The sequence below is a fragment of the Paenibacillus sp. FA6 genome (genome assembly GCF_051550225.1).
GTDB lineage: Bacteria > Bacillota > Bacilli > Paenibacillales > Paenibacillaceae > Paenibacillus_AQ.
The window spans coordinates 3,285,315-3,308,072 of record NZ_CP188820.1 but is presented as its reverse complement, the minus strand read 5'-3'; the positions used below and the strand labels follow the sequence as shown (position 1 = coordinate 3,308,072).

The 22,758-nt window shown below is 43.5% G+C and carries 16 protein-coding genes, 11 tRNA genes and 3 rRNA genes; 26 read left to right on the top strand and 4 right to left on the bottom strand.

Annotation, left to right across the window (positions count from 1 at the left end):
• The first annotated feature begins 163 nt into the window (after positions 1 to 163).
• The 16 genes from ACP8HI_RS15460 (at position 164) to ACP8HI_RS15385 (ending at position 9,089) form a co-directional block, all read left to right on the top strand.
• The gene (locus ACP8HI_RS15460) at positions 164 to 1,438 is read left to right on the top strand and encodes a LysM peptidoglycan-binding domain-containing protein (protein ID WP_438347098.1); all 1,275 of its coding nucleotides are present in this window, start codon (positions 164 to 166) and stop codon (positions 1,436 to 1,438) included.
• 547 nt (positions 1,439 to 1,985) lie between these two features.
• Positions 1,986 to 3,543: ribosomal RNA gene (locus tag ACP8HI_RS15455) — 16S ribosomal RNA — on the top strand.
• A gap of 398 nt (positions 3,544 to 3,941) precedes the next feature.
• Positions 3,942 to 6,872 (top strand): 23S ribosomal RNA (locus ACP8HI_RS15450).
• Between the two features lie 162 nt (positions 6,873 to 7,034).
• Positions 7,035 to 7,151: ribosomal RNA gene (gene rrf / locus ACP8HI_RS15445) — 5S ribosomal RNA — on the top strand.
• The 16S, 23S and 5S rRNA genes sit together here with 11 tRNA genes alongside, the layout of an rRNA operon.
• 65 nt (positions 7,152 to 7,216) lie before the next feature.
• A tRNA-Asn gene (locus ACP8HI_RS15440) sits at positions 7,217 to 7,292 on the top strand.
• Positions 7,293 to 7,296: 4 nt separating this feature from the next.
• A tRNA-Glu gene (locus ACP8HI_RS15435) sits at positions 7,297 to 7,371 on the top strand.
• A gap of 26 nt (positions 7,372 to 7,397) precedes the next feature.
• Positions 7,398 to 7,473, top strand: a tRNA-Val gene (locus ACP8HI_RS15430).
• 20 nt (positions 7,474 to 7,493) lie between these two features.
• Positions 7,494 to 7,570: transfer RNA gene (locus tag ACP8HI_RS15425), tRNA-Met, on the top strand.
• Between the two features lie 13 nt (positions 7,571 to 7,583).
• Positions 7,584 to 7,661: transfer RNA gene (locus tag ACP8HI_RS15420), tRNA-Asp, on the top strand.
• A 60-nt stretch (positions 7,662 to 7,721) separates the two neighbouring features.
• Positions 7,722 to 7,797, top strand: a tRNA-Lys gene (locus tag ACP8HI_RS15415).
• A 16-nt stretch (positions 7,798 to 7,813) separates the two neighbouring features.
• A tRNA-Leu gene (locus tag ACP8HI_RS15410) sits at positions 7,814 to 7,898 on the top strand.
• Positions 7,899 to 7,905: 7 nt separating this feature from the next.
• Positions 7,906 to 7,980: transfer RNA gene (locus ACP8HI_RS15405), tRNA-Gly, on the top strand.
• A 7-nt stretch (positions 7,981 to 7,987) separates the two neighbouring features.
• Positions 7,988 to 8,064 (top strand) — tRNA-Arg (locus ACP8HI_RS15400).
• A gap of 18 nt (positions 8,065 to 8,082) precedes the next feature.
• Positions 8,083 to 8,164 (top strand) — tRNA-Leu (locus tag ACP8HI_RS15395).
• Positions 8,165 to 8,170: 6 nt separating this feature from the next.
• A tRNA-Pro gene (locus ACP8HI_RS15390) sits at positions 8,171 to 8,244 on the top strand.
• 179 nt (positions 8,245 to 8,423) lie between these two features.
• A complete protein-coding gene (locus tag ACP8HI_RS15385) occupies positions 8,424 to 9,089 on the top strand; it encodes a BofC C-terminal domain-containing protein (RefSeq protein ID WP_438347097.1) in 666 nt (221 codons plus the stop codon).
• Between the two features lie 116 nt (positions 9,090 to 9,205).
• On the opposite strand, the gene ACP8HI_RS15380 is transcribed toward ACP8HI_RS15385, so the two are convergent.
• Positions 9,206 to 10,270, bottom strand: coding sequence for a branched-chain amino acid aminotransferase (locus tag ACP8HI_RS15380; protein WP_438347096.1), 1,065 nt, complete (start codon positions 10,268 to 10,270; stop codon positions 9,206 to 9,208).
• 129 nt (positions 10,271 to 10,399) lie between these two features.
• Between ACP8HI_RS15380 and ACP8HI_RS15375 the strand changes: the two genes are divergently transcribed.
• From ACP8HI_RS15375 to yajC, 8 genes are all read left to right on the top strand, one after another.
• The gene (locus ACP8HI_RS15375; RefSeq protein ID WP_438347095.1) at positions 10,400 to 11,281 is read left to right on the top strand and encodes a LysR family transcriptional regulator; all 882 of its coding nucleotides are present in this window, start codon (positions 10,400 to 10,402) and stop codon (positions 11,279 to 11,281) included.
• A 101-nt stretch (positions 11,282 to 11,382) separates the two neighbouring features.
• A complete protein-coding gene (gene ruvC / locus ACP8HI_RS15370; RefSeq protein ID WP_438351854.1) occupies positions 11,383 to 11,886 on the top strand; it encodes a crossover junction endodeoxyribonuclease RuvC in 504 nt (167 codons plus the stop codon).
• Positions 11,883 to 12,497, top strand: a complete 615-nt coding sequence (gene ruvA / locus ACP8HI_RS15365; RefSeq protein WP_438347094.1) for a Holliday junction branch migration protein RuvA — start codon at positions 11,883 to 11,885, stop codon at positions 12,495 to 12,497. The genes ruvC and ruvA overlap by 4 nt, the downstream gene beginning before the upstream one ends.
• A 19-nt stretch (positions 12,498 to 12,516) precedes the next feature.
• Complete coding sequence (gene ruvB / locus ACP8HI_RS15360; RefSeq protein WP_438347093.1) at positions 12,517 to 13,524, top strand: Holliday junction branch migration DNA helicase RuvB; 1,008 nt, start codon at positions 12,517 to 12,519, stop codon at positions 13,522 to 13,524.
• A 28-nt stretch (positions 13,525 to 13,552) separates the two neighbouring features.
• A complete protein-coding gene (locus ACP8HI_RS15355) occupies positions 13,553 to 15,667 on the top strand; it encodes a SpoIID/LytB domain-containing protein (protein ID WP_438347092.1) in 2,115 nt (704 codons plus the stop codon).
• Positions 15,668 to 15,674: 7 nt separating this feature from the next.
• Positions 15,675 to 16,703: a tRNA preQ1(34) S-adenosylmethionine ribosyltransferase-isomerase QueA gene (gene queA / locus ACP8HI_RS15350; protein WP_438347091.1), complete on the top strand. Its 1,029-nt coding sequence runs from the start codon at positions 15,675 to 15,677 to the stop codon at positions 16,701 to 16,703.
• 70 nt (positions 16,704 to 16,773) lie between these two features.
• Complete coding sequence (tgt, locus tag ACP8HI_RS15345; RefSeq protein ID WP_438351853.1) at positions 16,774 to 17,913, top strand: tRNA guanosine(34) transglycosylase Tgt; 1,140 nt, start codon at positions 16,774 to 16,776, stop codon at positions 17,911 to 17,913.
• 31 nt (positions 17,914 to 17,944) lie between these two features.
• On the top strand, positions 17,945 to 18,256 hold the full coding sequence (yajC, locus tag ACP8HI_RS15340) for a preprotein translocase subunit YajC (protein ID WP_438347090.1): 312 nt from the start codon (positions 17,945 to 17,947) through the stop codon (positions 18,254 to 18,256).
• Between the two features lie 138 nt (positions 18,257 to 18,394).
• On the opposite strand, the gene ACP8HI_RS15335 is transcribed toward yajC, so the two are convergent.
• Both ACP8HI_RS15335 and ACP8HI_RS15330 read right to left on the bottom strand, forming a co-directional pair.
• On the bottom strand, positions 18,395 to 19,222 hold the full coding sequence (locus tag ACP8HI_RS15335) for a phosphatase PAP2 family protein (protein WP_438347089.1): 828 nt from the start codon (positions 19,220 to 19,222) through the stop codon (positions 18,395 to 18,397).
• Positions 19,223 to 19,313: 91 nt separating this feature from the next.
• Positions 19,314 to 19,709 (bottom strand): TIGR04086 family membrane protein, encoded by a 396-nt coding sequence (locus ACP8HI_RS15330; RefSeq protein ID WP_438347088.1) that lies wholly within the window; start codon positions 19,707 to 19,709, stop codon positions 19,314 to 19,316.
• A 246-nt stretch (positions 19,710 to 19,955) separates the two neighbouring features.
• Here ACP8HI_RS15330 and ACP8HI_RS15325 point away from each other — a divergent pair, with 246 nt between their 5' ends.
• A complete protein-coding gene (locus ACP8HI_RS15325) occupies positions 19,956 to 20,678 on the top strand; it encodes a DUF421 domain-containing protein (protein ID WP_438351852.1) in 723 nt (240 codons plus the stop codon).
• Positions 20,679 to 20,684: 6 nt separating this feature from the next.
• On the opposite strand, the gene spoVB is transcribed toward ACP8HI_RS15325, so the two are convergent.
• Positions 20,685 to 22,262, bottom strand: a complete 1,578-nt coding sequence (gene spoVB, locus ACP8HI_RS15320) for a stage V sporulation protein B (protein ID WP_438347087.1) — start codon at positions 22,260 to 22,262, stop codon at positions 20,685 to 20,687.
• A gap of 221 nt (positions 22,263 to 22,483) precedes the next feature.
• Between spoVB and ACP8HI_RS15315 the strand changes: the two genes are divergently transcribed.
• A complete protein-coding gene (locus ACP8HI_RS15315; protein WP_438351851.1) occupies positions 22,484 to 22,726 on the top strand; it encodes a post-transcriptional regulator in 243 nt (80 codons plus the stop codon).
• Positions 22,727 to 22,758: the final 32 nt, after the last annotated feature.

Here is a 22,758-nt window from a genome sequence, read left to right as displayed (position 1 = left end):
GCCTTACATTTGTAGGGCTGTGTCTATAGAAATCCTTTCATGATTGAACATGGAAGGATTTTTTTTGTTATCAATGATGTCATTCGCCTAAACTCTGCATAAGATGATAGTAACGAAGGCGGGCTATTATTCTGCCTAAAAGAAGTTTAGGAGGTTTTACCGCGTGAAAATACACATGGTTAAGAAAGGCGACACCTTATACAACTTATCTGGAAAATATGGGATCCCTTTAGAAAAGTTAATTGAAGCCAATCCACAGCTCTTAGATCCAAACAAGCTAAACATAGGTGATAAGGTCAAAATTCCATCGAAGTCTGTTTCTACATCTAAACCAGAAGACGCCGTTCATAAACATGTAGTGAAACAGGGAGATAGTCTTTGGAAGATATCTAAAGCATGGGGAGTTACATTGAAGGAAATGCTCGATGCTAACTCACATTTGAAAAACCCAAATGCCCTGCTAGTTGGTGAGGTTGTGAATATTCCTGAGGTGGTAATGAAAGAGGGCGTCTATAATGCATCATCTGAAGGGAAAGGAACGATGGATAAGATTACGCATGGGGGGAAAACGAATACAGGAGTCAAAACAGAAACAGCGCCAAATCAGGCCCTTCCACCAGTCGTTCCGCAACTTCCACCGCTCCCAGTGAATCCTGCCCCGATCATACAGGCGCCTAATCCTGTATTTGAAAGCCATGAAGAAAAAGTAGAAATGTCACAGCATTTGTTTATACAGTTTCCTGTACCTGCGCAAGAAGTTGTGGCGCAGCAACCTGTGGTAGAGCCAACTCAGAAATGTCCAGTTTCTGCGGAGAAAACAACCTATCCAGGGGTAACGGAGGGTTACTCGTATTCCCAGCCACAGTATGAACAACAAGGATATGGGTATGGGCAATCAAGCTATCCTGAGATGATGCAAATGACTCATCAAATGCCGGAGTATTGTAATCCGAATATTTCGCCTTATAATGCTCAGTTTATGGAAAACACTTCTGGTTACTCATCCTATGGGGCCTACACGGAGAATGCACCAGCAACTGTATCTAATGCTACACTCGCATCGGAGAATGCACCTGTAATCCATTCTGATATCTACTCTTGCACGCATCCTTTCGAGTGGACTTTTCCGCAGTCCAATATGCAGGGTGGTTATTCAGCGATGCCGAACATGTCTTATGGAGCTTATGGTTCGGCTTACCCGCAACAAACAGAAGTTAAAGCAACACAAGATTGTGGTTGCCAAAGTAGAGAGCAAGATGGCTCACCAATCGAATCCGATGTATTAGTTAGTGATAAGGAACTGGAGACTGCTCAGACTTCCAGTGTGAGTAAAGGCAGAAAAGGATCTGGAAATCAGATTGGAAAATCAGCTCCAAAAAAAGAAGTTAAGAAATCAAGCGTGCAACATAGACGACGTAATCCTTGGATAAAAAATTAAAAACATTTCAAAATCAAGACGGGCGATTTATAAATCGCCCGTCTTGATTTATTGAGTGCTAAGAACATAGTAGCTTTAATCTATACACTTTTCTTATATTTTTTGGAGAGACGACAAGAGTCATTAGAGAAGGATAACAGGGTCGTTTCTATATGATATGTTTTTCTAGTTGCCAAATAGGGGGAGAGTGTGTTAAATTATTAATCCACCCATTAAAGTCTGACGGGCTGGAAGAAGTAGAGAAGAAGTAGAATGGTAGCATAAAGGATTAGGATAATTAATTCATAAAAATAAAGCTTGCGTTATCAAATCTCACATGATATGATATAAAAGTTGTCACCGAGACAAACTGGTGATTAACGAAAGAGAAATTGATCTTTGAAAACTGAACAACGAGTGAGTGGTTTTCACGAAAGTGAGAACAAAACAAATGAGAAATCATTTGGATTGAGAATGAATAATTCTCGTCAGTATGTTTCAAAATGAGCATAATCGCTCTTTTCATGATTGGTTCCAAATCACTGCAAAGCTGATTTGAAATCAATCTCTATTGGAGAGTTTGATCCTGGCTCAGGACGAACGCTGGCGGCGTGCCTAATACATGCAAGTCGAGCGGAGATTTCAGAAGTGCTTGCACTTCTGAAATTTCAGCGGCGGACGGGTGAGTAACACGTAGGTAACCTGCCTGTAAGACTGGGATAACTATCGGAAACGGTAGCTAATACCGGATAACTTATTTCTTCACATGAAGAGATACTGAAAGGCGGAGTAATCTGCCACTTATAGATGGACCTGCGGCGCATTAGCTAGTTGGTGAGGTAATGGCTCACCAAGGCGACGATGCGTAGCCGACCTGAGAGGGTGAACGGCCACACTGGGACTGAGACACGGCCCAGACTCCTACGGGAGGCAGCAGTAGGGAATCTTCCGCAATGGACGAAAGTCTGACGGAGCAACGCCGCGTGAGTGATGAAGGTTTTCGGATCGTAAAGCTCTGTTGCCAGGGAAGAACACTTGGGAGAGTAACTGCTCTCAAGGTGACGGTACCTGAGAAGAAAGCCCCGGCTAACTACGTGCCAGCAGCCGCGGTAATACGTAGGGGGCAAGCGTTGTCCGGAATTATTGGGCGTAAAGCGCGCGCAGGCGGTCATTTAAGTTTGGTGTTTAATTCCAGGGCTCAACCCTGGGTCGCACTGAAAACTGGGTGACTTGAGTACAGAAGAGGAGAGTGGAATTCCACGTGTAGCGGTGAAATGCGTAGATATGTGGAGGAACACCAGTGGCGAAGGCGACTCTCTGGGCTGTAACTGACGCTGAGGCGCGAAAGCGTGGGTAGCAAACAGGATTAGATACCCTGGTAGTCCACGCCGTAAACGATGAGTGCTAGGTGTTAGGGGTTTCGATACCCTTGGTGCCGAAGTTAACACATTAAGCACTCCGCCTGGGGAGTACGGTCGCAAGACTGAAACTCAAAGGAATTGACGGGGACCCGCACAAGCAGTGGAGTATGTGGTTTAATTCGAAGCAACGCGAAGAACCTTACCAGGTCTTGACATCCCTCTGAATCCACTAGAGATAGTGGCGGCCTTCGGGACAGAGGAGACAGGTGGTGCATGGTTGTCGTCAGCTCGTGTCGTGAGATGTTGGGTTAAGTCCCGCAACGAGCGCAACCCTTATGCTTAGTTGCCAGCACATTATGGTGGGCACTCTAAGCAGACTGCCGGTGACAAACCGGAGGAAGGTGGGGATGACGTCAAATCATCATGCCCCTTATGACCTGGGCTACACACGTACTACAATGGCCGGTACAACGGGCTGCGAAATCGCGAGATGGAGCCAATCCCAACAAAGCCGGTCTCAGTTCGGATTGCAGGCTGCAACCCGCCTGCATGAAGTCGGAATTGCTAGTAATCGCGGATCAGCATGCCGCGGTGAATACGTTCCCGGGTCTTGTACACACCGCCCGTCACACCACGAGAGTTTACAACACCCGAAGTCGGTGGGGTAACCCGCAAGGGAGCCAGCCGCCGAAGGTGGGGTAGATGATTGGGGTGAAGTCGTAACAAGGTAGCCGTATCGGAAGGTGCGGCTGGATCACCTCCTTTCTATGGAGAATCGTTTCCTGTAACGGAAACATTCGAACACGGTGACTACGGTCACCGTAAGACTTTACAATGTAAAGTCGCACACTCACTCGTTGTCAGTTTTGAAAGAGCAATCTTTCAAACATGTTCTACCGCTAAGTAAGGGTGTGAACTTTGATCCTTGAAAACTAGATAACGAACGAATTTGTAAGTTAGAATGAACATTCTTTTTATCTACGTTTTGTTAACTTGTTAACGAAACAAAGTGTAAAAGTAGCAGCGAGTATTCGATTTATCGAGTACAAGCTAACATGTACGTGCGAATTTGATGTGATGATCGATCCTTTGGAAGTTTGTTTCAACCGTTCACGGGGAAATAAGCGGACAACAGAGCGAGCAGCGCAACAAATGAGCAACGCGGTTAAGCTACTAAGAGCACACGGAGGATGCCTAGGCACTAGGAGTCGATGAAGGACGTGGCGAACAACGAAACTGCCTCGGGGAGCTGTAAGCAAGCTTTGATCCGGGGGTGTCCGAATGGGGAAACCCGGCTGTGTTAATACGCAGTCACTCCTACCTGAATACATAGGGTAGGTAGAGACAGACCAGGGGAACTGAAACATCTAAGTACCCTGAGGAAGAGAAAACAATAGTGATTCCGTCAGTAGCGGCGAGCGAACGCGGATTAGCCCAAACCAAGGAGCTTGCTCTTTGGGGTTGTGGGACGTCTCACACGGAGTTACAAAGGAATATATTAAGCGAAGAGGTCTGGAAAGGCCCGGCATAGAAGGTAAAAGCCCTGTAGCTGAAAGTATATTCTCTCCGAGACGTATCCCGAGTAGTGCGGGGCACGTGAAACCCCGTATGAATCCAGCAGGACCATCTGCTAAGGCTAAATACTCCCTAGTGACCGATAGTGAAACAGTACCGTGAGGGAAAGGTGAAAAGCACCCCGGAAGGGGAGTGAAATAGAACCTGAAACCGTGTGCTTACAAAAAGTCAGAGCCCGTTCTATGGGTGATGGCGTGCCTTTTGTAGAATGAACCGGCGAGTTACGTTCCCGTGCAAGGTTAAGCTGAGAAGGCGGAGCCGCAGCGAAAGCGAGTCTGAATAGGGCGAATTTTAGTACGTGGACGTAGACCCGAAACCGAGTGATCTACCCCTGTCCAGGGTGAAGGTGCGGTAACACGCACTGGAGGCCCGAACCCACGCATGTTGAAAAATGCGGGGATGAGGTGGGGGTAGCGGAGAAATTCCAATCGAACTCGGAGATAGCTGGTTCTCCCCGAAATAGCTTTAGGGCTAGCCTCGGAATGAAGAGTCGTGGAGGTAGAGCACTGATTGGGTGCGGGGCCCGCAAGGGTTACCAAGCTCAGTCAAACTCCGAATGCCATGTACTTATATCCGGGAGTCAGACAGTGAGTGCTAAGATCCATTGTCGAAAGGGAAACAGCCCAGACCATCAGCTAAGGTCCCCAAGTGTGTGTTGAGTGGAAAAGGATGTGGAGTTGCACAGACAACCAGGATGTTGGCTTAGAAGCAGCCATCATTGAAAGAGTGCGTAATAGCTCACTGGTCGAGTGACTCTGCGCCGAAAATGTAACGGGGCTAAACACACCACCGAAGCTATGGCTTGATACATTAGTATCAGGGGTAGGGGAGCGTTGTATAGAGGTTGAAGGTGTACCGTGAGGAGCGCTGGACACTATACAAGTGAGAATGCCGGTATAAGTAACGAAAAGATCAGTGAGAATCTGATCCGCCGAAAGCCCAAGGTTTCCTGAGGAAGGCTCGTCCTCTCAGGGTAAGTCGGGACCTAACGCGAGGCCGAAAGGCGTAGTGGATGGACAACAGGTTGAAATTCCTGTACCACCGTAATCCGTTATGAGTAATGGGGTGACGCAGTAGGGTAGTGACGCGGACTGATGGAATAGTCCGTCTAAGCAGTGAGGCTTGTGTGTAGGCAAATCCGCACACTATAAGGCTAGGCTGTGATGGGGAGCGAAAATTACAGTAGCGAAGGTCATGATCTCACACTGCCAAGAAAAGCCTCTAACCAGGAGAAGGTGCCCGTACCGCAAACCGACACAGGTAGGCGAGAAGAGTATTCTAAGGCGCGCGGAAGAACTCTCGTTAAGGAACTCGGCAAAATGACCCCGTAACTTCGGGAGAAGGGGTGCCCCGGTAGTGTGAATAGCACGAGGGGGCCGCAGTGAAAAGGCCCAAGCGACTGTTTAGCAAAAACACAGGTCTGTGCGAAGCCGTAAGGCGAAGTATACGGGCTGACGCCTGCCCGGTGCTGGAAGGTTAAGGGGAGTGGTTAGGGGTAACCCGAAGCTATGAACCGAAGCCCCAGTAAACGGCGGCCGTAACTATAACGGTCCTAAGGTAGCGAAATTCCTTGTCAGGTAAATTCTGACCCGCACGAATGGCGTAACGATTTGGGCGCTGTCTCAACGAGAGATCCGGTGAAATTTTAATACCTGTGAAGATGCAGGTTACCCGCGACAAGACGGAAAGACCCCATGGAGCTTTACTGCAGCTTGATATTGGATTTGGGTACGATCTGTACAGGATAGGTGGGAGCCAGAGATTCAGGAGCGCAAGCTTCTGAGGAGGCGCCGTTGGGATACCACCCTGATCGTATCTAGGTTCTAACCTAGGACCGTAAACCGGTTCGGGGACAGTGTCTGGTGGGCAGTTTGACTGGGGCGGTCGCCTCCTAAAGAGTAACGGAGGCGCCCCAAGGTTCCCTCAGAATGGTTGGAAATCATTCGAAGAGTGCAAAGGCAGAAGGGAGCTTGACTGCGAGACCTACAAGTCGAGCAGGGACGAAAGTCGGGCTTAGTGATCCGGTGGTACCGCATGGAAGGGCCATCGCTCAACGGATAAAAGCTACCCTGGGGATAACAGGCTTATCTCCCCCAAGAGTCCACATCGACGGGGAGGTTTGGCACCTCGATGTCGGCTCATCGCATCCTGGGGCTGAAGTAGGTCCCAAGGGTTGGGCTGTTCGCCCATTAAAGCGGTACGCGAGCTGGGTTCAGAACGTCGTGAGACAGTTCGGTCCCTATCTGTCGTGGGCGCAGGAAATTTGAGAGGAGCTGTCCTTAGTACGAGAGGACCGGGATGGACGCACCTCTGGTGTACCAGTTGTTCCGCCAGGAGCATAGCTGGGTAGCTACGTGCGGACGGGATAAGCGCTGAAAGCATCTAAGCGTGAAGCCCCCCTCAAGATGAGATTTCCCAATTAGTAAGACCCCTTGAAGACTACGAGGTAGATAGGTTGGAGGTGGAAGCGCAGCAATGTGCGGAGCTGACCAATACTAATCGGTCGAGGGCTTATCCTAACAAATGTTTAACGGTTGAAGTGTATACTTCATACTTTCTAACACAAATTCGTTCGTATCTAGTTTTCAGGTGATCAAACATCTGAATAAGCTGCAGGTCCTTTATGAGGACTGATATTTTCTCGCAGCGATTTCGAGAAGCGTAAGCTTCGAAAAATCATGTTTGGTGGCGATAGCGGAGGGGTTCCACACGTACCCATCCCGAACACGACCGTTAAGCCCTCCAGCGCCGATGGTACTTGGACCGCAGGGTCCTGGGAGAGTAGGACGTCGCCAAGCAGAAGTTTTGTAAGACATGATTACATACATAAGTGATGTAAGGAATGTATTATAAAATGTTATATTCCCTGATAGCTCAGTTGGTAGAGCACTCGACTGTTAATCGAGTTGTCACAGGTTCGAGTCCTGTTCGGGGAGCCATAACGGCCCGTTGGTCAAGTGGTTAAGACACCTCCCTTTCACGGAGGTATCAGGGGTTCGAGTCCCCTACGGGTCACCAAATTTAATTTGTACACGTATAGATATGGAGGCTTAGCTCAGCTGGGAGAGCATCTGCCTTACAAGCAGAGGGTCGGGGGTTCGATCCCCTCAGCCTCCACCATAATATTTTTTTTAAGATGACGCGGGGTGGAGCAGCCCGGTAGCTCGTCGGGCTCATAACCCGAAGGCCGCAGGTTCAAATCCTGCCCCCGCAACCAATTATAATTATGTGGAACCGTGGTGTAGTTGGTCTAACATGCCTGCCTGTCACGCAGGAGATCGCGGGTTCGAATCCCGTCGGTTCCGCCATTATATTTAGTAGAGATTTAGTCGGGTAATCCGTCAGAATCTTGAATATTTACAATTTATGAGCCATTAGCTCAGTTGGTAGAGCACCTGACTTTTAATCAGGGTGTCGAAGGTTCGAATCCTTCATGGCTCACCATTTCTTATCAAAGTGTGCGCGTGTGGCGGAATTGGCAGACGCACTAGACTTAGGATCTAGCGTTTCACGACGTGGGGGTTCAAGTCCCTCTACGCGCACCATCATTATGCGGACGTGGCTCAGCGGTAGAGCATCGCCTTGCCAAGGCGAGGGTCGCGGGTTCGATTCCCGTCGTCCGCTCCATTTATTTGCGCCCTTAGCTCAGCTGGATAGAGCGTTTGACTACGAATCAAAAGGCCAGGAGTTCGAATCTCTTAGGGCGCACCATTTTATTAGTTTCAATAAGCCGATGTGGTGGAATTGGCAGACACGCCGCACTCAAAATGCGGTGCCGCAGGGCTTGCCGGTTCGAGTCCGGCCATCGGTATTGTATCGGGACGTAGCTCAGCTTGGTAGAGCACCTGGTTTGGGTCCAGGGGGTCGCATGTTCGAATCGTGTCGTCCCGATTATGTTAAGAACCATCGAATCATTTCGATGGTTCTTTTCGTGTTTTTAATTTTTTGGTATACTTTGAGTTCCTTTATCTGCTTGTTTGTATAAATATTGTACTCCTCGGTCACAATATAGAAAAGTAAGCAGATAGAAGGGGATCAGCGTGAATGCTTCGAAACTCAAAAAAAGGTTGATGAGAAATTGGAAAAGGTGGAAGCGTCGAATTGGAGCAACAGCCTTGAGTGTGATTATCGCTATGCTGGCTTGGTGGGGAATTCATCTCTCTGGGGAAATCGAATCTTTATTATACTCAGAACCACAAATTGCTATGGAAACCTTGAACTATCTACAAAATACAGCTTCTACTGATGAAACTGAAGAAAGACAACAATTTTTGCAAAGCTTAAATGATTCTAATAAAGCCCATAGGGTAGTTATTCAGAGAAACTATATATGTGGTCAAGAAGAAAGAGTTATGGGACAGATGAGTTCTGATAAAATTATAGAATTGCTTCATCATAATCCAACATGGAAAGGTCATTTTGGTGAAAATGAAGATGTCTGGCTGACGGAACTGATCGAAGACCTATCTCCTGTGTGCAAACAAAGGGCATATATGAGTATGGATGCGAATGGTAATCTTACCTTATATGAAGGTCCACCGAAGCAAGAAAGGGTATTAAAGACCTTTTTTCAACTCGATATTAACTCTATGGAATCAGCATTGCCTGAGGGTGTATTGGAACAACTATATGACGGTATTCGTATTCAAGATTTAGATGAATACAATAGTGTTATATCGACATTCAGTGACTTCGCACAAGAGTATACTGAGAATGTTATGAAGAGGACAGAGTAAGAGACAATTGATCAAAGAACAGCAACAGATCCCACTAGATGTCTAGTGGGATCTGTTGCTGTTTAGCTGTGTTTGTGCGAGATCAAAAGATGACTTTTTGAACTTCCTCTATTTGATTATACTTGTACAGTCCATTGCAGAGTATCTGGGATGAATCCCGTTTGGATACCAGTAATGGTGTCATAAAGTTGTTGTGACAGCTTACCGATTTGCCCCTCATTGATGAGCACTTGTTTCTCATTCCAGAATAATTCACCAACTGGAGAGATAACTGCCGCTGTACCGGTTCCGAAGACTTCTTCTAAAGTATGATTATTATAAGCTTCGAAGACTTCCTCCATCGAAATCCGGCGTTCCTCTACCGGTATCCCCCAGCTCTGTAGTAGCTCGATAATAGAATCACGGGTTACCCCTGCTAGAATACTACCGTTCAACTCTGGAGTGATGACTTTTCCATCAATTTTAAAGAATATGTTCATACTGCCAACTTCCTCAATATATTTCCTTTCGAGAGCGTCTAACCAAAGAACTTGAGAATATCCTGCTTCTTTAGCTTCGGTTTGTGCTTTAATGCTAGCTGCATAATTACCTGCTGCCTTCGCGGTCCCTAGTCCACCTCGAACGGCGCGCGCGTAGGAAGACTCCACATTGATCTTAACAGGCTCTAAACCTTCACTGTAGTATGCGCCAACCGGAGATAGGATGACGAGAAGCTGATAATTATGGGCGGCACGTACACCAAGACAAGGTTCAGTAGCTATAATAAATGGACGAATATATAGAGAGGTACCTTTACCTGAAGGAATCCATTCTTTTTCTATATTAACTAAGGTTTGAATAGCATGTAGAATAAAGTCTTCATCGATTTCTGGAATTTCAAGACGATTGTTCGATTGATTGAAACGTTCCATATTTTTATTGGGTCTAAACAAAAGAATTTGGTCATCTTTTGCCAAGAATGCTTTCATTCCCTCGAAAACAGCTTGACCATAATGCAATACCATGGCAGCAGGATCCAACACTATGGGGCCATAAGGAACGATACGAGCATCATGCCAACCTTGATCTAAATTGTAATCTAGTAAAAACATATGATCTGTAAAAATTTGTCCAAATTCTAGATGATCTTGAAGTGGTTTCTGTTTAAGGTCGTCTCTTTTGTAGATTTGAATGTCCTTCATACTTTAACTCCTCCTGAGTTTCACTGAAATATACTTACTTCATTATAATGAATAAAAAAACAATTGGTCAATCCAATAATATCTATTAAGATGATAGGTACCAACTATACATGGAATGAGGTAGTGAATTTGGAATTCAGAGTTCTAGAATATTTTCTTGCCGTTTGTGAAGAATTACACTTTACCAAAGCAGCAGAGCGATTAGGAATTAGCCAGCCTACATTGAGTCAACAGATTCGCGTGCTTGAGGATAGATTGGGAACTCCCTTGTTTAGGAGAATCGGAAAAAAGAACTATATAACTGAAGCTGGTCATATTTTGCGAAATCATGCCATTAGAGTATTCTATGAGCTAGAACAAGCACAAATAAAAATAACCGAAATCAAGGGATTACAACGCGGGAAGTTAAGGATTGGATGTTCGGGTAATCATCTACTGACAACGACCATCGTTTCTTTTCATGAGAAGTACCCTAATATATCGTTATCTGTGATTGAATTAGCAACGGAAGAAACGAGGCATGGCTTGTTGAATAATGAATTGGATATGGGTGTTGTCTTTCTACCTTTGGAGGATGCAAACTTGATTAGTCATCCACTCTATACGGAAGAGCTTAGTTTAGCTGTTTCATCAGTACATCCATTAGCTAAAGAGAATAGCATTCCATTCAATGATTTGCAAAATCTATCACTTATATTATTTCCCGAGAAGTTCTTGGTTAGAAAAATGGTTGATACGTATGGGAAAGAAGTAGGTATTATCCTGACACCTATATTGGAACTGTCGACCATGGATTCTATGATGCAGATGGTTAGGCTGAATATTGGTGCAACCATTTTACCTAAATCTTATCTTCACGTAAATTATGCTCAAGATCAACAGATAAAGATTATTCCTATTATTGAGCCTATACCTCAAAAAACAGTTGGAATCGTTTATCGAAATGAATCAATGATAAGTTTATCTATGAAGGCGTTTATTCATGAATTAAAAGGCAACTATCAATCCTAAGAAGGAGTTGTTTTCTTAGAGTAATAGACTTAATAGAGAGTTTTTCATATAATGAGATAACGAATACATATGTTCGTGTTATGACAGAGGAGAGATTAATTTTGCGGATTTTAGGAATTGACCCGGGTATTGCTATTGTCGGATTTGGTTTCGTGGACAAGGTAGGAAGTAAGGTTATTCCGGTGCAATATGGATGCATTCAGACCGAAGCTCATACGCCAGAGGAAGATCGGTTGCTACATGTGTATGAAGGTATGGTACAGTTGATAGATAAATATAAACCAGATGCTGTCGCTTTTGAGAAGTTATTCTTCAATCGGAATGTGACGACGGCTATGATTGTAAGTCAAGCACGTGGTGTGATGATTCTAGCCGCAGTGCAAAAGGGACTTCCAGTCGCAGAATATACACCATTACAGGTGAAACAAGCTGTTGTAGGTTATGGTAAGGCTGAGAAAAGGCAGGTTCAGGAGATGGTGAAAATTTATCTTCATCTAAAAGAAATTCCTAAGCCTGATGATGTGGCGGATGCTCTAGCTGTTGCTATATGTCACGCCCATTCATCAACATTAAATTCGATGATCAAAGAGGTGTTGAAGAAATGATTGATTACCTAACAGGTCCGGTCGTCCATTTGGAGAATGACTATGTTGTGATTGATGTCCGTGGTATAGGATATCGGGTATTTTGTCCGAACCCCTACGCCTTTGCCAAGGTGGAAGGCGAAGTAACTATTTATACACACTACAACGTGCGTGAGGATGCCATATTAATATTCGGATTCCCGACACGAGAAGAGCAGAAATTGTTTCGTAAGTTAATTGAAGTATCGGGCATTGGTCCAAGGGTAGCCCTTGGCATATTAAGTGGGGGAAATCCAGAACTTGTTGTTTCTGCAATCTATCAAGAGAATATACCTTTCTTGATAAAGCTTCCGGGTATTGGGAAGAAGACTGCGCAACGGATGATTCTCGACTTGAAGGACAAGCTGGATGGTTTCGCTACAACTGTTATTTCGGGTGGATTATTCACCGTCCCTGAACCTCAAGAAGGAGATGGATCCTCTTGGTCTGAGGCTAGGGAAGGATTGAAGGCCCTAGGGTATACGGAGACGGAGCTTGACAGTGTATGGTTAAAAATTAAAGATGATATCACATATGAAGACACGATAGACGTCTTAATGAAGAAGGCGCTCAAACTGCTCTATGCGGGCTGAGGAAGAGGAGCGATAGTTAATGGAAGACCGTATTATATCAGCGAACTTGATGATGGAAGATCAGGCGGTGGAGTTAAGTCTTCGCCCTCGTTATTTGGCAGAATATATCGGACAGAATCAAGTGAAGGAAAACTTAAAAATTTATATTGAAGCCGCTAAAATGCGTAATGAGGCGCTAGATCATGTGCTTCTGTATGGTCCTCCGGGGCTCGGTAAAACAACACTAGCTAATATCATAGCCAATGAATTAGGGGTGAATCTGCGGACAACATCCGGTCCTGCTATAGAACGCCCAGGAGATTTGGCTGCGTTACTGACCAATCTTCAAGAAGGCGATGTACTGTTTATTGACGAGATTCACCGTCTGCATCGGACAGTAGAGGAAGTCATGTATCCTGCAATGGAAGACTTTGCTCTGGATATTATGATTGGTAAGGGACCAAGTGCCCGTTCTGTGCGATTGGATTTACCTCCGTTTACATTAATAGGTGCTACCACTCGTGCAGGTTTGTTATCGGCGCCACTTCGAGATCGTTTCGGTGTAGTTAGTCGTTTAGAATTTTATAGTGTGGATGAGTTGAGTTATATCGTATCGAGGGGAGCAGATATCTTCGGGATTGAGATTGTAGGAGATGCAGCCGATGAGATTGCGCTTAGAGCGAGGGGAACCCCTCGTATTGCTAACCGTCTGCTAAAGCGAGTACGAGACTATGCACAAGTACGTGGGGATGGGATGATTACAAGAGATATTGCAGATCAAGCACTCCAAATGCTGCAAGTAGACCCAAGAGGATTAGATTCCATTGACTACAAAATACTTCATACGATGATTACAAGTTTTCGTGGAGGCCCAGTGGGACTCGATACGATTGCCGCAACGATTGGAGAAGAGAGTCAAACGATTGAGGATGTATACGAACCTTACCTCATGCAGATTGGTTTTTTACAACGGACTCCACGCGGTAGAATGGTTTCACCTACAGCGTATCAACACTTAGGATTACCACAACCACCTCAGCAGAAATAAATATTCTATCCTAGAGAGGAGATATCCAATGATTTTTGATTTGAAAAAAGGGTTTCTGAAGAAATTTACTACAAGCATGTTAGTTGTTGTTATTGGCTTATCTTGTTTGAATGTTTCACAAAGGGCTATGGCGGCAGGATTTATTCCAGATACGATAAGGGTTGCGATGTTTGTTGACTTGGGAAGTACTTACAGATCAATCACTCCAGCAGTAACACTTGGGTCTGGATCTGCTTGGAGTGTCGGGATGAATGGTTCAGCTGGATACCGTGAGATGGCATCCTTCATGGGGAGTACACAAGTACGATTCAGTGTTGATTCATTTCGGGTAAAAGTATTGGAGACGTCAGATTGGAATACTGTAGTAGCTGCATTCCAGAACTTGTCTGCAACAGCGAATGATAAGCCGATTCTATTCAGTTCTTCATTGGGAGGACAGACGGTGTATCAACTGTATACCGGAATGTATGCAACTGAACAAGCCGGTAGAGAAGCTATGATCCGTGTTAGCCAAACGGCGGCTGCTCAATTGAACGGTCAAACACCTTCGCTGAAGGGGAGCAAACATGGGTCAGCAGGTGTTCATGCTACGTTAGATCAAGCCGTGGCACAACAAAGGTTGATTCAAGCGGCTGGTTTTGATGCTATGACTGTTATCCAATATATACCGTCAGGTGGAATTCAATATGCGGTATGGGTAGGAGAAGCAACAAGTGATGGTGAACTGAGTGTTATTCAACAAGAAATGAGTCAGGTTATGCCTACGATTACTTTAGCGGCTATAGATTCATCTCTTCCAGCACTTATACTACGTCAGGACGTTGGACTTCATTTATCTCCTAATCAAACGGTAGCACATTATCAAATAAGCGGTGAATCTGCGAAAGTATGGATACCGGATCCATCCAATGGAATAAAAGTAATGGAGAGATCAGAGCGAATTTATCGTGGCAATTGGGAGATTAGTTCATATAATGGTCAGTTAGCGTTGGTGAATGAACTTCCTCTAGAACAATACCTATATTCTGTTGTTGGGGGAGAAGTACCTTCTTCGTGGTCGTCAGAGGCACTGAAGACTCAAGCGGTAGCTGCAAGAAGCTATGCTATATTTCAAAGAAACAAATATCAAGTGGCAGATGTGGTCGATACGACGCTAAGTCAAGTTTATAATGGCTTAAGCTCAGAAGCTGCAAGTATTACACAAGCTGTTGACGATACAAAGGGTGAAGTTCTCGTAAAGGATGGTAAGGTAGTTGAAGCTATCTTTTCATCTAATAGTGGTGGGGTAACAGCAGATTCTAGTGAAGTATGGAATAGCGGTAACAATACCTTTATAAATGTAAAAAGTGAAGGTGATATATCTGCTCAAAATAACTTGAAGATGTGGTATTATGTCCTTTTGAACAATGGATTGACAGGTTATATCCGTGAAGATAATGTGAAGGAATTGAGTAATACAACCGCAGCAGGACTTGCTCAATTAACGGTAACATCATCAGATACCAATGTCCGTCCAACACCACAGATTCAATCGACTGTAACACCTGTAGCTAAGCTTAATCCGGGAGATACTGCCGTTATTCTTGAAAAAGTCGCAGAATCGAACTCTTATTCTTGGGTTAGAGGCCCTTATACCTCTGCTGAGCTACTCAAGGCTATGCAAGGAAAGGCATCATTGCAGTTACCATCCGCGATTAGTTCGCTGGAAGTAACGAAACGGGGACCATCGGGTCGTGTTATTGAACTGAAGGTAAATGGTCAAATTCTAAATGTGAAGTATCCAGATTTGTTTAGATCAGCATTAAATGGCTTACCGAGTACTTTATTTGATATTGTATCCACCGGAAGTTATACTGTATTAGGTTCCGACGGTGCAACGGTACAAGCATCTACGTCATCAACGACTTCTGTCATTTCAGCAGCGGGGGTTAGTAACCTTAATGGGATTACGACGGTTATCATGAATGGTGATTCAAAGGCGACTGCAGTGGATGCGAGTGAGAAGTTTAAATTTATCGGTCAAGGAAACGGTCATGGACTAGGACTTTCTCAATGGGGAGCCAAAGGTATGGCTGATGCAGGGTATGATTATCAGGATATTTTGAAACACTATTATCAAAATGTCACTATTGTTAAGGAATGACGACAACATGGATGTAGAATTATATAATTTCGATCTGCCAGAGGAATTGATTGCCCAGACCCCACTTTTAGAACGAAGTTCATCGCGATTGCTTACGTTGAGCAGAGAAGATGGTTCGATGGAGCATCACACCTTTAAAGATATAACAGATTATCTTCAACCAGGTGATACACTTGTATTAAATGATACTCGCGTTATTCCGGCGAGACTATTCGGAGTGAAAGAGGATACTGGTGCGAAAGCAGAGGTTCTGTTACTTAAAAATTTGGGTGAAGACCGCTGGGAAGCATTAGTGAAGCCAGGGAAAAAGCTGAGACAAGGCAATGTCATTATATTCAGCGATGAACTTAAAGCGGTGATTGAATCTGAAGGAGATATGGGTGCTCGAGTACTTGTATTCACTTATCAGGGCGTATTTCAGGAAATTCTCGACCGTCTGGGACAAATGCCTCTTCCACCTTACATTAAGGATAAGTTAGATGATCGTGAACGTTACCAAACGGTGTATGCTCGTCATGAGGGTTCGGCAGCAGCACCTACAGCAGGGCTTCATTTCACAGAGGAATTACTTCATGATATTCGTGCCAAGGGAGTATCTGTGGCATTCATAACATTACATGTCGGGTTAGGGACATTTCGACCGATGTCAGTTGAGCGAGTGGAAGACCATGTTATGCATGAAGAGTATTTCTCATTGTCTCAGGAAACCGCAGACTTACTGAATAGAACGCGCCTGAACGGTGGGAGAATTATTGCCGTAGGAACAACGTCTGCTCGGACACTAGAAACTGTCGGGCAGAAATGTGGAGACGCTCCATTGAAAGAGAGTAGTGGTTGGACTAGCATTTTTATGTTTCCAGGATATCAATTTACCGTCGTAGATGCCTTGATTACCAACTTTCATTTACCAAAGTCTACTTTGGTGATGCTTGTAAGTGCATTGGCAGGACGAGAACAGATTCTAGAAGCGTATCAAGAAGCTGTGAAGGAGCAATATCGTTTCTTTAGTTTCGGTGATGCGATGTTTATTTATTAAGTTATATAAATGAGAGTTCACAAGGTGACTTTTCGAACAACCTCTTATGAAGAAGGGATACAAATACATTATGGTAGCAGCAGTAACTTATGAACATATAAAAACATGTAAACAATCTGGAGCTCGTCTAGGACGAGTTCATACACCTCATGGAATTATTGAAACACCAACATTTATGCCTGTGGGGACACTGGCCACGGTTAAAACGATGAGTCCGGAAGAACTTAAGCAAATGAATGCACAGATTATTCTTAGTAATACTTATCATCTATACCTTCGTCCAGGTCACGATATTATCCGCGAAGCAGGCGGTCTTCATAAGTTTATGAATTGGGATCGTCCAATTCTAACGGATAGTGGTGGATTTCAAGTATTTAGTCTAAGTGAAATGCGTAAAATTACAGAAGAGGGCGTTCATTTCCGTTCTCATCTAAATGGAGATAAATTATTCCTCTCTCCAGAGGTTGTAATGGAAGTTCAGAATGCACTTGGCTCGGATATTATGATGGCTTTCGATGAATGTCCACCATATCCAGCTGAGCATGAATATGCTAGAAAATCGCTTGAACGCACAACTCGTTGGGCTGAGCGTTGCTTAGAAAGTCATGCGCGGAGTAAAGATCAAGCACTATTCGGTATCGTTCAAGGTGGGATGTATGAAGATTTGCGTAAGCAAAGTGCGCGAGATTTGACTTCCATGGATTTCCCGGGGTATGCTATTGGTGGACTCAGTGTGGGAGAGCCAAAGCAGCTAATGTATGATGTTCTGGATTACACAGTTCCACTCCTACCTAGCAATAAACCTCGTTATTTAATGGGCGTGGGATCTCCTGATGCTCTAATCGAAGGATCCATTCGTGGAATAGATATGTTTGACTGTGTTCTACCAACACGGATCGCCCGTAATGGGACAACGATGACAAGCGAAGGAAGAGTTGTAATTCGTAACGCGAAGTATGCTCGTGACTACGGTCCTTTAGATCCGGCATGCGATTGTTACACATGTAGGAATTACTCGAGAGCTTATTTGCGGCATTTGATCAAAGCTGATGAGACTTTTGGACTGAGACTGACTACATACCATAATCTGCACTTCTTGCTAGAATTAATGCGCAAGGTTCGTCAGAGCATTATGGAAGACAGACTGCTTGATTTTCGAGATGAGTTTTTTGAACAGTATGGTCTTTACGAGAATCTGAAAGGATTCTAGAATGATGACATTTATTTAAGGGGGAAAAGAAATGTTCGAATTTGCAACAGAAGCTTCCGGTAGTGGGGGAGTTGGATCCATATTTCAACTAATATGGCCATTTGTTTTAATGTTTGCTATTTTTTACTTTTTGTTAATTCGTCCGCAACAGAAGAAACAAAAGGCTCGTGCTAGCATGTTAAGCACTCTCCAAAAGGGAGACAAAGTAGTAACGATTGGTGGTCTTCACGGAAAAATCGTAGAGATTACAGATGATATTATTGTTCTTCTAGTAAACGATGCAACAAAATTGACTTTTGATCGTAGTTCTATAAGTCAAGGTGTTCGCACGGATGTCAAATAGTAAATAATTGCAAACCAATCTTATGATTTGAATGAAATAGAGGTTGTCCATTAGTTACTCAGACTAATGGACAACCTCTATTTGTATATGTGATTGATTACAGTGCGTGATCAAAAGATGACGTTTTTGAACTTTCTCTTACATCGAAATGTTGCGTAACTTCGAACGAGCTTTGATTGAACCATCTTCCTTAGCAACCGTTAACTTAGCCCAATAGATGCCTAGAGTAGAAGCAGTAATACCTAGTATTGATCCTGCCAGCATATCGATCACCCAGTGAATACCAAGATAGAATATACTGAATACGATAACGGTTGAACTAATGGCGGTTATGATTCTCCAACGTAGATTTCCTGAACGAGCTGCTAGCAGCATGATCGTTACAGAGATGGAAGTATGAAGGCTTGGGAAGCAGTTATTTAGACCAGACAGCGGCCTGTAGTCCTCCTCAAATGACGGGAATACATCCAACATATGAAAGACTACTCCTGAAGGCGCATAGGACCAAGCCTCATTTACAGGAACAAGAATGTAAAAGGGAATAGCTACCGCATAGTTAATCATAATAGCAAAGCAGGTCGCATATACAAGCAACTTGTTACGATCCAACATGTAGACTCCTATGGAGGCAATTAATAAGGATTGGAATATAATGACATAGAAAAACACTAATATCTGAGTGAGAATTGGATTGTAAAAGAATTGCTGCAAAGCTTGTACGAAATGACCTTCTATACCAAAGATCAATGGTGTGAAATCAGCTTGATAGTTTAAGCTGTCTTCAAATTGCAACTCGTATTTGTTAATTAATAAAATACATGCAACGGAAAGGAATAATACTAGAAATGTACGTGAAGATAGTAGTGATTGAATAAATTCTTTGATGACTAAGAAAGGGTTTCGAAGAGACCCTATCCAGATAAGTAATATAACAGTTGCTGTTGAAGCTAAAGCAATAGTTCCCATGGATTGGTAAATCACAAAAAAACATTCCTTTCTTTTTAGCATGACTTGAATTAGTGTACCACAGATAAAAGAAAGAGCATATATTTGGGAACTACATATTATTTTTTAAATTAATTCCAAACACTCCTCCAATGGCACCGATTACAAAGCTCGCTCCAATCCAAGAAATATCCCTAAGAGTAAAAGAACCATCTAACGCGAGAAATCCAATTAGAAGTATAATTAGTCCATAAAATAAACCAGTCAGACCTCCGTGAACCCACCCCTTGTGCTTAGAACGTTTGCCAGACACTATGCCACCAGCAATGGCGGAGAATGCATGAATGATGTATGTGTACATGGTAAGGTCATGTTCCTGCAGCCCACTTAACCATAAGAAAAGTGAGAGAATGAATGCGCCTAGCATCATCCATGCGAATGCATAGCATAGTCCGGCTAGAACCGAATTGCTAACTCTAAATGAGAATAATTGACGGATAAATTGCATGTTGTTACCCCCTTTGTAGTCCATATATTACTGTCATTCTATGATGAGGCTTGCCCCAGTATTACAACAAGTAGGACATAGAGTTCTTTTACAGAAGTAAATACCATTAATTGAATGCGTGATTAAATGCATGGGCTGTACGCTAAAAGGCGACAATAACTATACAATATGTTAATCGTAACAAGATTAAGGGAGCGGATATAAGTGAATGTGGACTTTACGACACATATTTTTAGAACTCTGCTGATGTATTTTTTTATATATGCTACGATTCGTATTATGGGTAAAAGGGAAATTGGGAAACTATCCATATTTGATTTAGTTATTTCTATTATGATTGCGGAAATTGCGGTATTCGTGCTTGAAGATATCAAAAGGCCTTTGTTGGAAGGTATCATCCCAATGGTTACGCTTGTTGTGTTACAAATCGTAATCGCGCAGATTAGCTTAAAAAGTCGGAAACTACGATTGTTATTTGATGGTAAACCCGTTGTTCTTATATCCAATGGTAAGTTACACCGAGATACGATGAAGAAGCAGAGGTATAATTTAGATGATCTTATGTTTCAGATCCGTCAAAAAGATATCGATAACATTGCTGATGTAGAATTTGCGATTTTAGAGACTACGGGTCAGCTTACGGTATTCCCAAAAGACTCCAATACGCATTCTAGCTCTTCTATGGATGGCTCCGCCTTAAGCGAGACTGGGAAATGGAAGAGCAGAAGAAAGGTACTTGTGCCTGCTGGGAAGGTAACCCATCAGGGATTACCCATTCCATTGATTATGGATGGTAGAGTCATGGATGAAAATTTATTGTTGATTAACAAGACACGATTCTGGTTAAAGAACATCATTCAGTCGAATGGTGCTAACGAGTTTAAGGATGTTTTTCTGTGCAGTATTGATCATAAGAATCAAATCTATATTGATGTAAATAAAGATCAGAGTGGGAATAAATCCGATTAAAAGACGCTAACTAGACGGAAACCATTGCCCGATGATCGGTAATTTCTCTAAATCACGTATAGACACGAGCTTGATTCTAAATATGATGATCATATAAATAACCATTCCGATGATACATGAGATTAGGAACTGTAACCAGGTGTGTTGATGGAAGGGTAGTTGAGTATATGCTAAATGTGTTCCTGCGGCCATTAGAATCATCGCTACACACACTTTTAGAATATTGAGAAGCTTGAATCTGAATGAGAGTAATCTAGTTACACTGAATCCATGCATTAAAGTAACAATGATACTATTAACAATAATTGCGATCACGGCACCATATATACCGTATTGAGGTTGGGATGATAAGTACCAAATAAGAAATAGCTTAATAGCCGCTCCGATCAATGTGTTTCGGAGAGCTTTGCCCGGGCGATCTAATACTTGAAGTGCTACTTGTAATGGACCCTGTATGTATACAAATAAGGCAAAGGGTGCCATGAGTTGTAACATACCTGCAATATTCTGATTGTTGTATAGTAATAAGCATAGTGGGACGGATAGGACGAACATAATGACTGAGAAAGGGGCCCCGGTTACAAGGGCTAGGTTTATCGTTTGGTTGAGTCTTCTGTGAATAGTAGCTTGCTCATTACGTGCTGCAGCCTCAGATAAAGAGGGTACGAGAGAAACAGCTAATGAAGTTGTTAATGCTCCCGGTAACAGTAATAGAGGAATAACCATGCCTTGTAACGCACCATACTGCGCCGTTGCAACAGAAGTGGCTAAACCAGCTATTGCAAGGCTCTGTGCTGTAATGATAGATTCAAACAAATAGGAGAAGGATCCTACAAGTTTGCCTGCGGTAACAGGAATCGTAATCTTAAGCAAGCGACGCAGCACACCGACCTTAAGATGGATAGGTAACTCGTCAGTAACGTCGTTGGAATGAGTAACATCTTTATCCTCCGCGTGATAATGAAAGAGCAATATAATAAGACCAATAAATTCACCAGCCATGACTCCAAGCATTGCACCTGCAGCACCAAACTCAATTCCTTTGGGGAGCAGTAAGAAAGAGAAACTTAGAACACAAACCATTCGAACAAGCGTCTCTACTATCGAGGAAACAGCTGAAGGAATCATGTTTTGTTTGCCTTGGAAGTATCCGCGGAACACGGAGGAGACAGCAACGATAACGAGCATGGGGCTCATACTTACAAACGTATGATAAACTCTGGGATCGGTCAGAATATTCTGCGTTACCCAAGGTGCGAACCATATGGAGAGTAGCATAAAGATAATGCCTAGCGCGAAGGTTAAGCCAAGACTAATACGTAGAATACGTCTTGAAGCCTGCGGATTATTTGCAATTTCAGCTTCTGAGACAAGTTTGGATACAGCAAGTGGGATACCACCAGTAATCAGGGTCATGATGACAAGGAAAAAGGGATATCCTAATTGGTAAATACCTACACCTTCCGCTCCAATGATCCGCGGTAAGGCAATTCGAGGGATAAAGCCCAAGATGCGATTGATGACCCCTGCTGCTAGTAGAATTAAGGTTCCTTGTATAAATGTTTGTTTATGACGTTTATTCAATGCTCACTCCCTCTTTCCGAGTCAAGGCTAGCCGGATGTCCAGCATGACGATTACTATATGGATATGCTCAACCTGTCCATTCTCATGCTAGATAAATATGAAGTGAAACTTATACTTTCTTATATTTTGAAAAAAAGGAATTAGAGATTTAAAGTCGAATTACTCGATGAAGTGGTACAGACACCATAGAGAGGATGGGGTACGCGTGGAGTTTGAAGGTATGAGCACTGTCCAGCTCGATGAGAATATTAAAATGATGTGCAAGAGTAAAGCAGAGGAATTTAGACTTATCGGATATGAGCATGTGACTGGGAAAGATATTTGGGATTGTGTCAGTTCGAAATATGAGAAGGATGGAACACCTTCACTTCATAAGTTAGTTAATGATATTTTATCTTTAAAGGTAACTGGGTTCATGAATTTCATGACAATGGCGGCATACAAAGGATCTACTTTTGAATAAGGAGGATCCTTTTTGTCGTTAAATCTTGGAAG

Excerpts from the sequence above, each read along its gene's own strand:
- ACP8HI_RS15385 (WP_438347097.1), top strand. The coding sequence starts at position 8,424 with ATGAGAAATTGGAAAAGGTGGAAGCGTCGAATTGGAGCAACAGCCTTG.
- ACP8HI_RS15380 (WP_438347096.1), bottom strand. The coding sequence starts at position 10,270 with ATGAAGGACATTCAAATCTACAAAAGAGACGACCTTAAACAGAAACCA.
- ruvA (WP_438347094.1), top strand. The coding sequence starts at position 11,883 with ATGATTGATTACCTAACAGGTCCGGTCGTCCATTTGGAGAATGACTAT.
- ruvB (WP_438347093.1), top strand. The coding sequence starts at position 12,517 with ATGGAAGACCGTATTATATCAGCGAACTTGATGATGGAAGATCAGGCG.
- ACP8HI_RS15355 (WP_438347092.1), top strand. The coding sequence starts at position 13,553 with ATGATTTTTGATTTGAAAAAAGGGTTTCTGAAGAAATTTACTACAAGC.
- queA (WP_438347091.1), top strand. The coding sequence starts at position 15,675 with ATGGATGTAGAATTATATAATTTCGATCTGCCAGAGGAATTGATTGCC.
- tgt (WP_438351853.1), top strand. The coding sequence starts at position 16,774 with ATGGTAGCAGCAGTAACTTATGAACATATAAAAACATGTAAACAATCT.
- yajC (WP_438347090.1), top strand. The coding sequence starts at position 17,945 with ATGTTCGAATTTGCAACAGAAGCTTCCGGTAGTGGGGGAGTTGGATCC.
- ACP8HI_RS15335 (WP_438347089.1), bottom strand. The coding sequence starts at position 19,222 with ATGGGAACTATTGCTTTAGCTTCAACAGCAACTGTTATATTACTTATC.
- ACP8HI_RS15330 (WP_438347088.1), bottom strand. The coding sequence starts at position 19,709 with ATGCAATTTATCCGTCAATTATTCTCATTTAGAGTTAGCAATTCGGTT.
- ACP8HI_RS15325 (WP_438351852.1), top strand. The coding sequence starts at position 19,956 with ATGTATTTTTTTATATATGCTACGATTCGTATTATGGGTAAAAGGGAA.
- ACP8HI_RS15315 (WP_438351851.1), top strand. The coding sequence starts at position 22,484 with ATGAGCACTGTCCAGCTCGATGAGAATATTAAAATGATGTGCAAGAGT.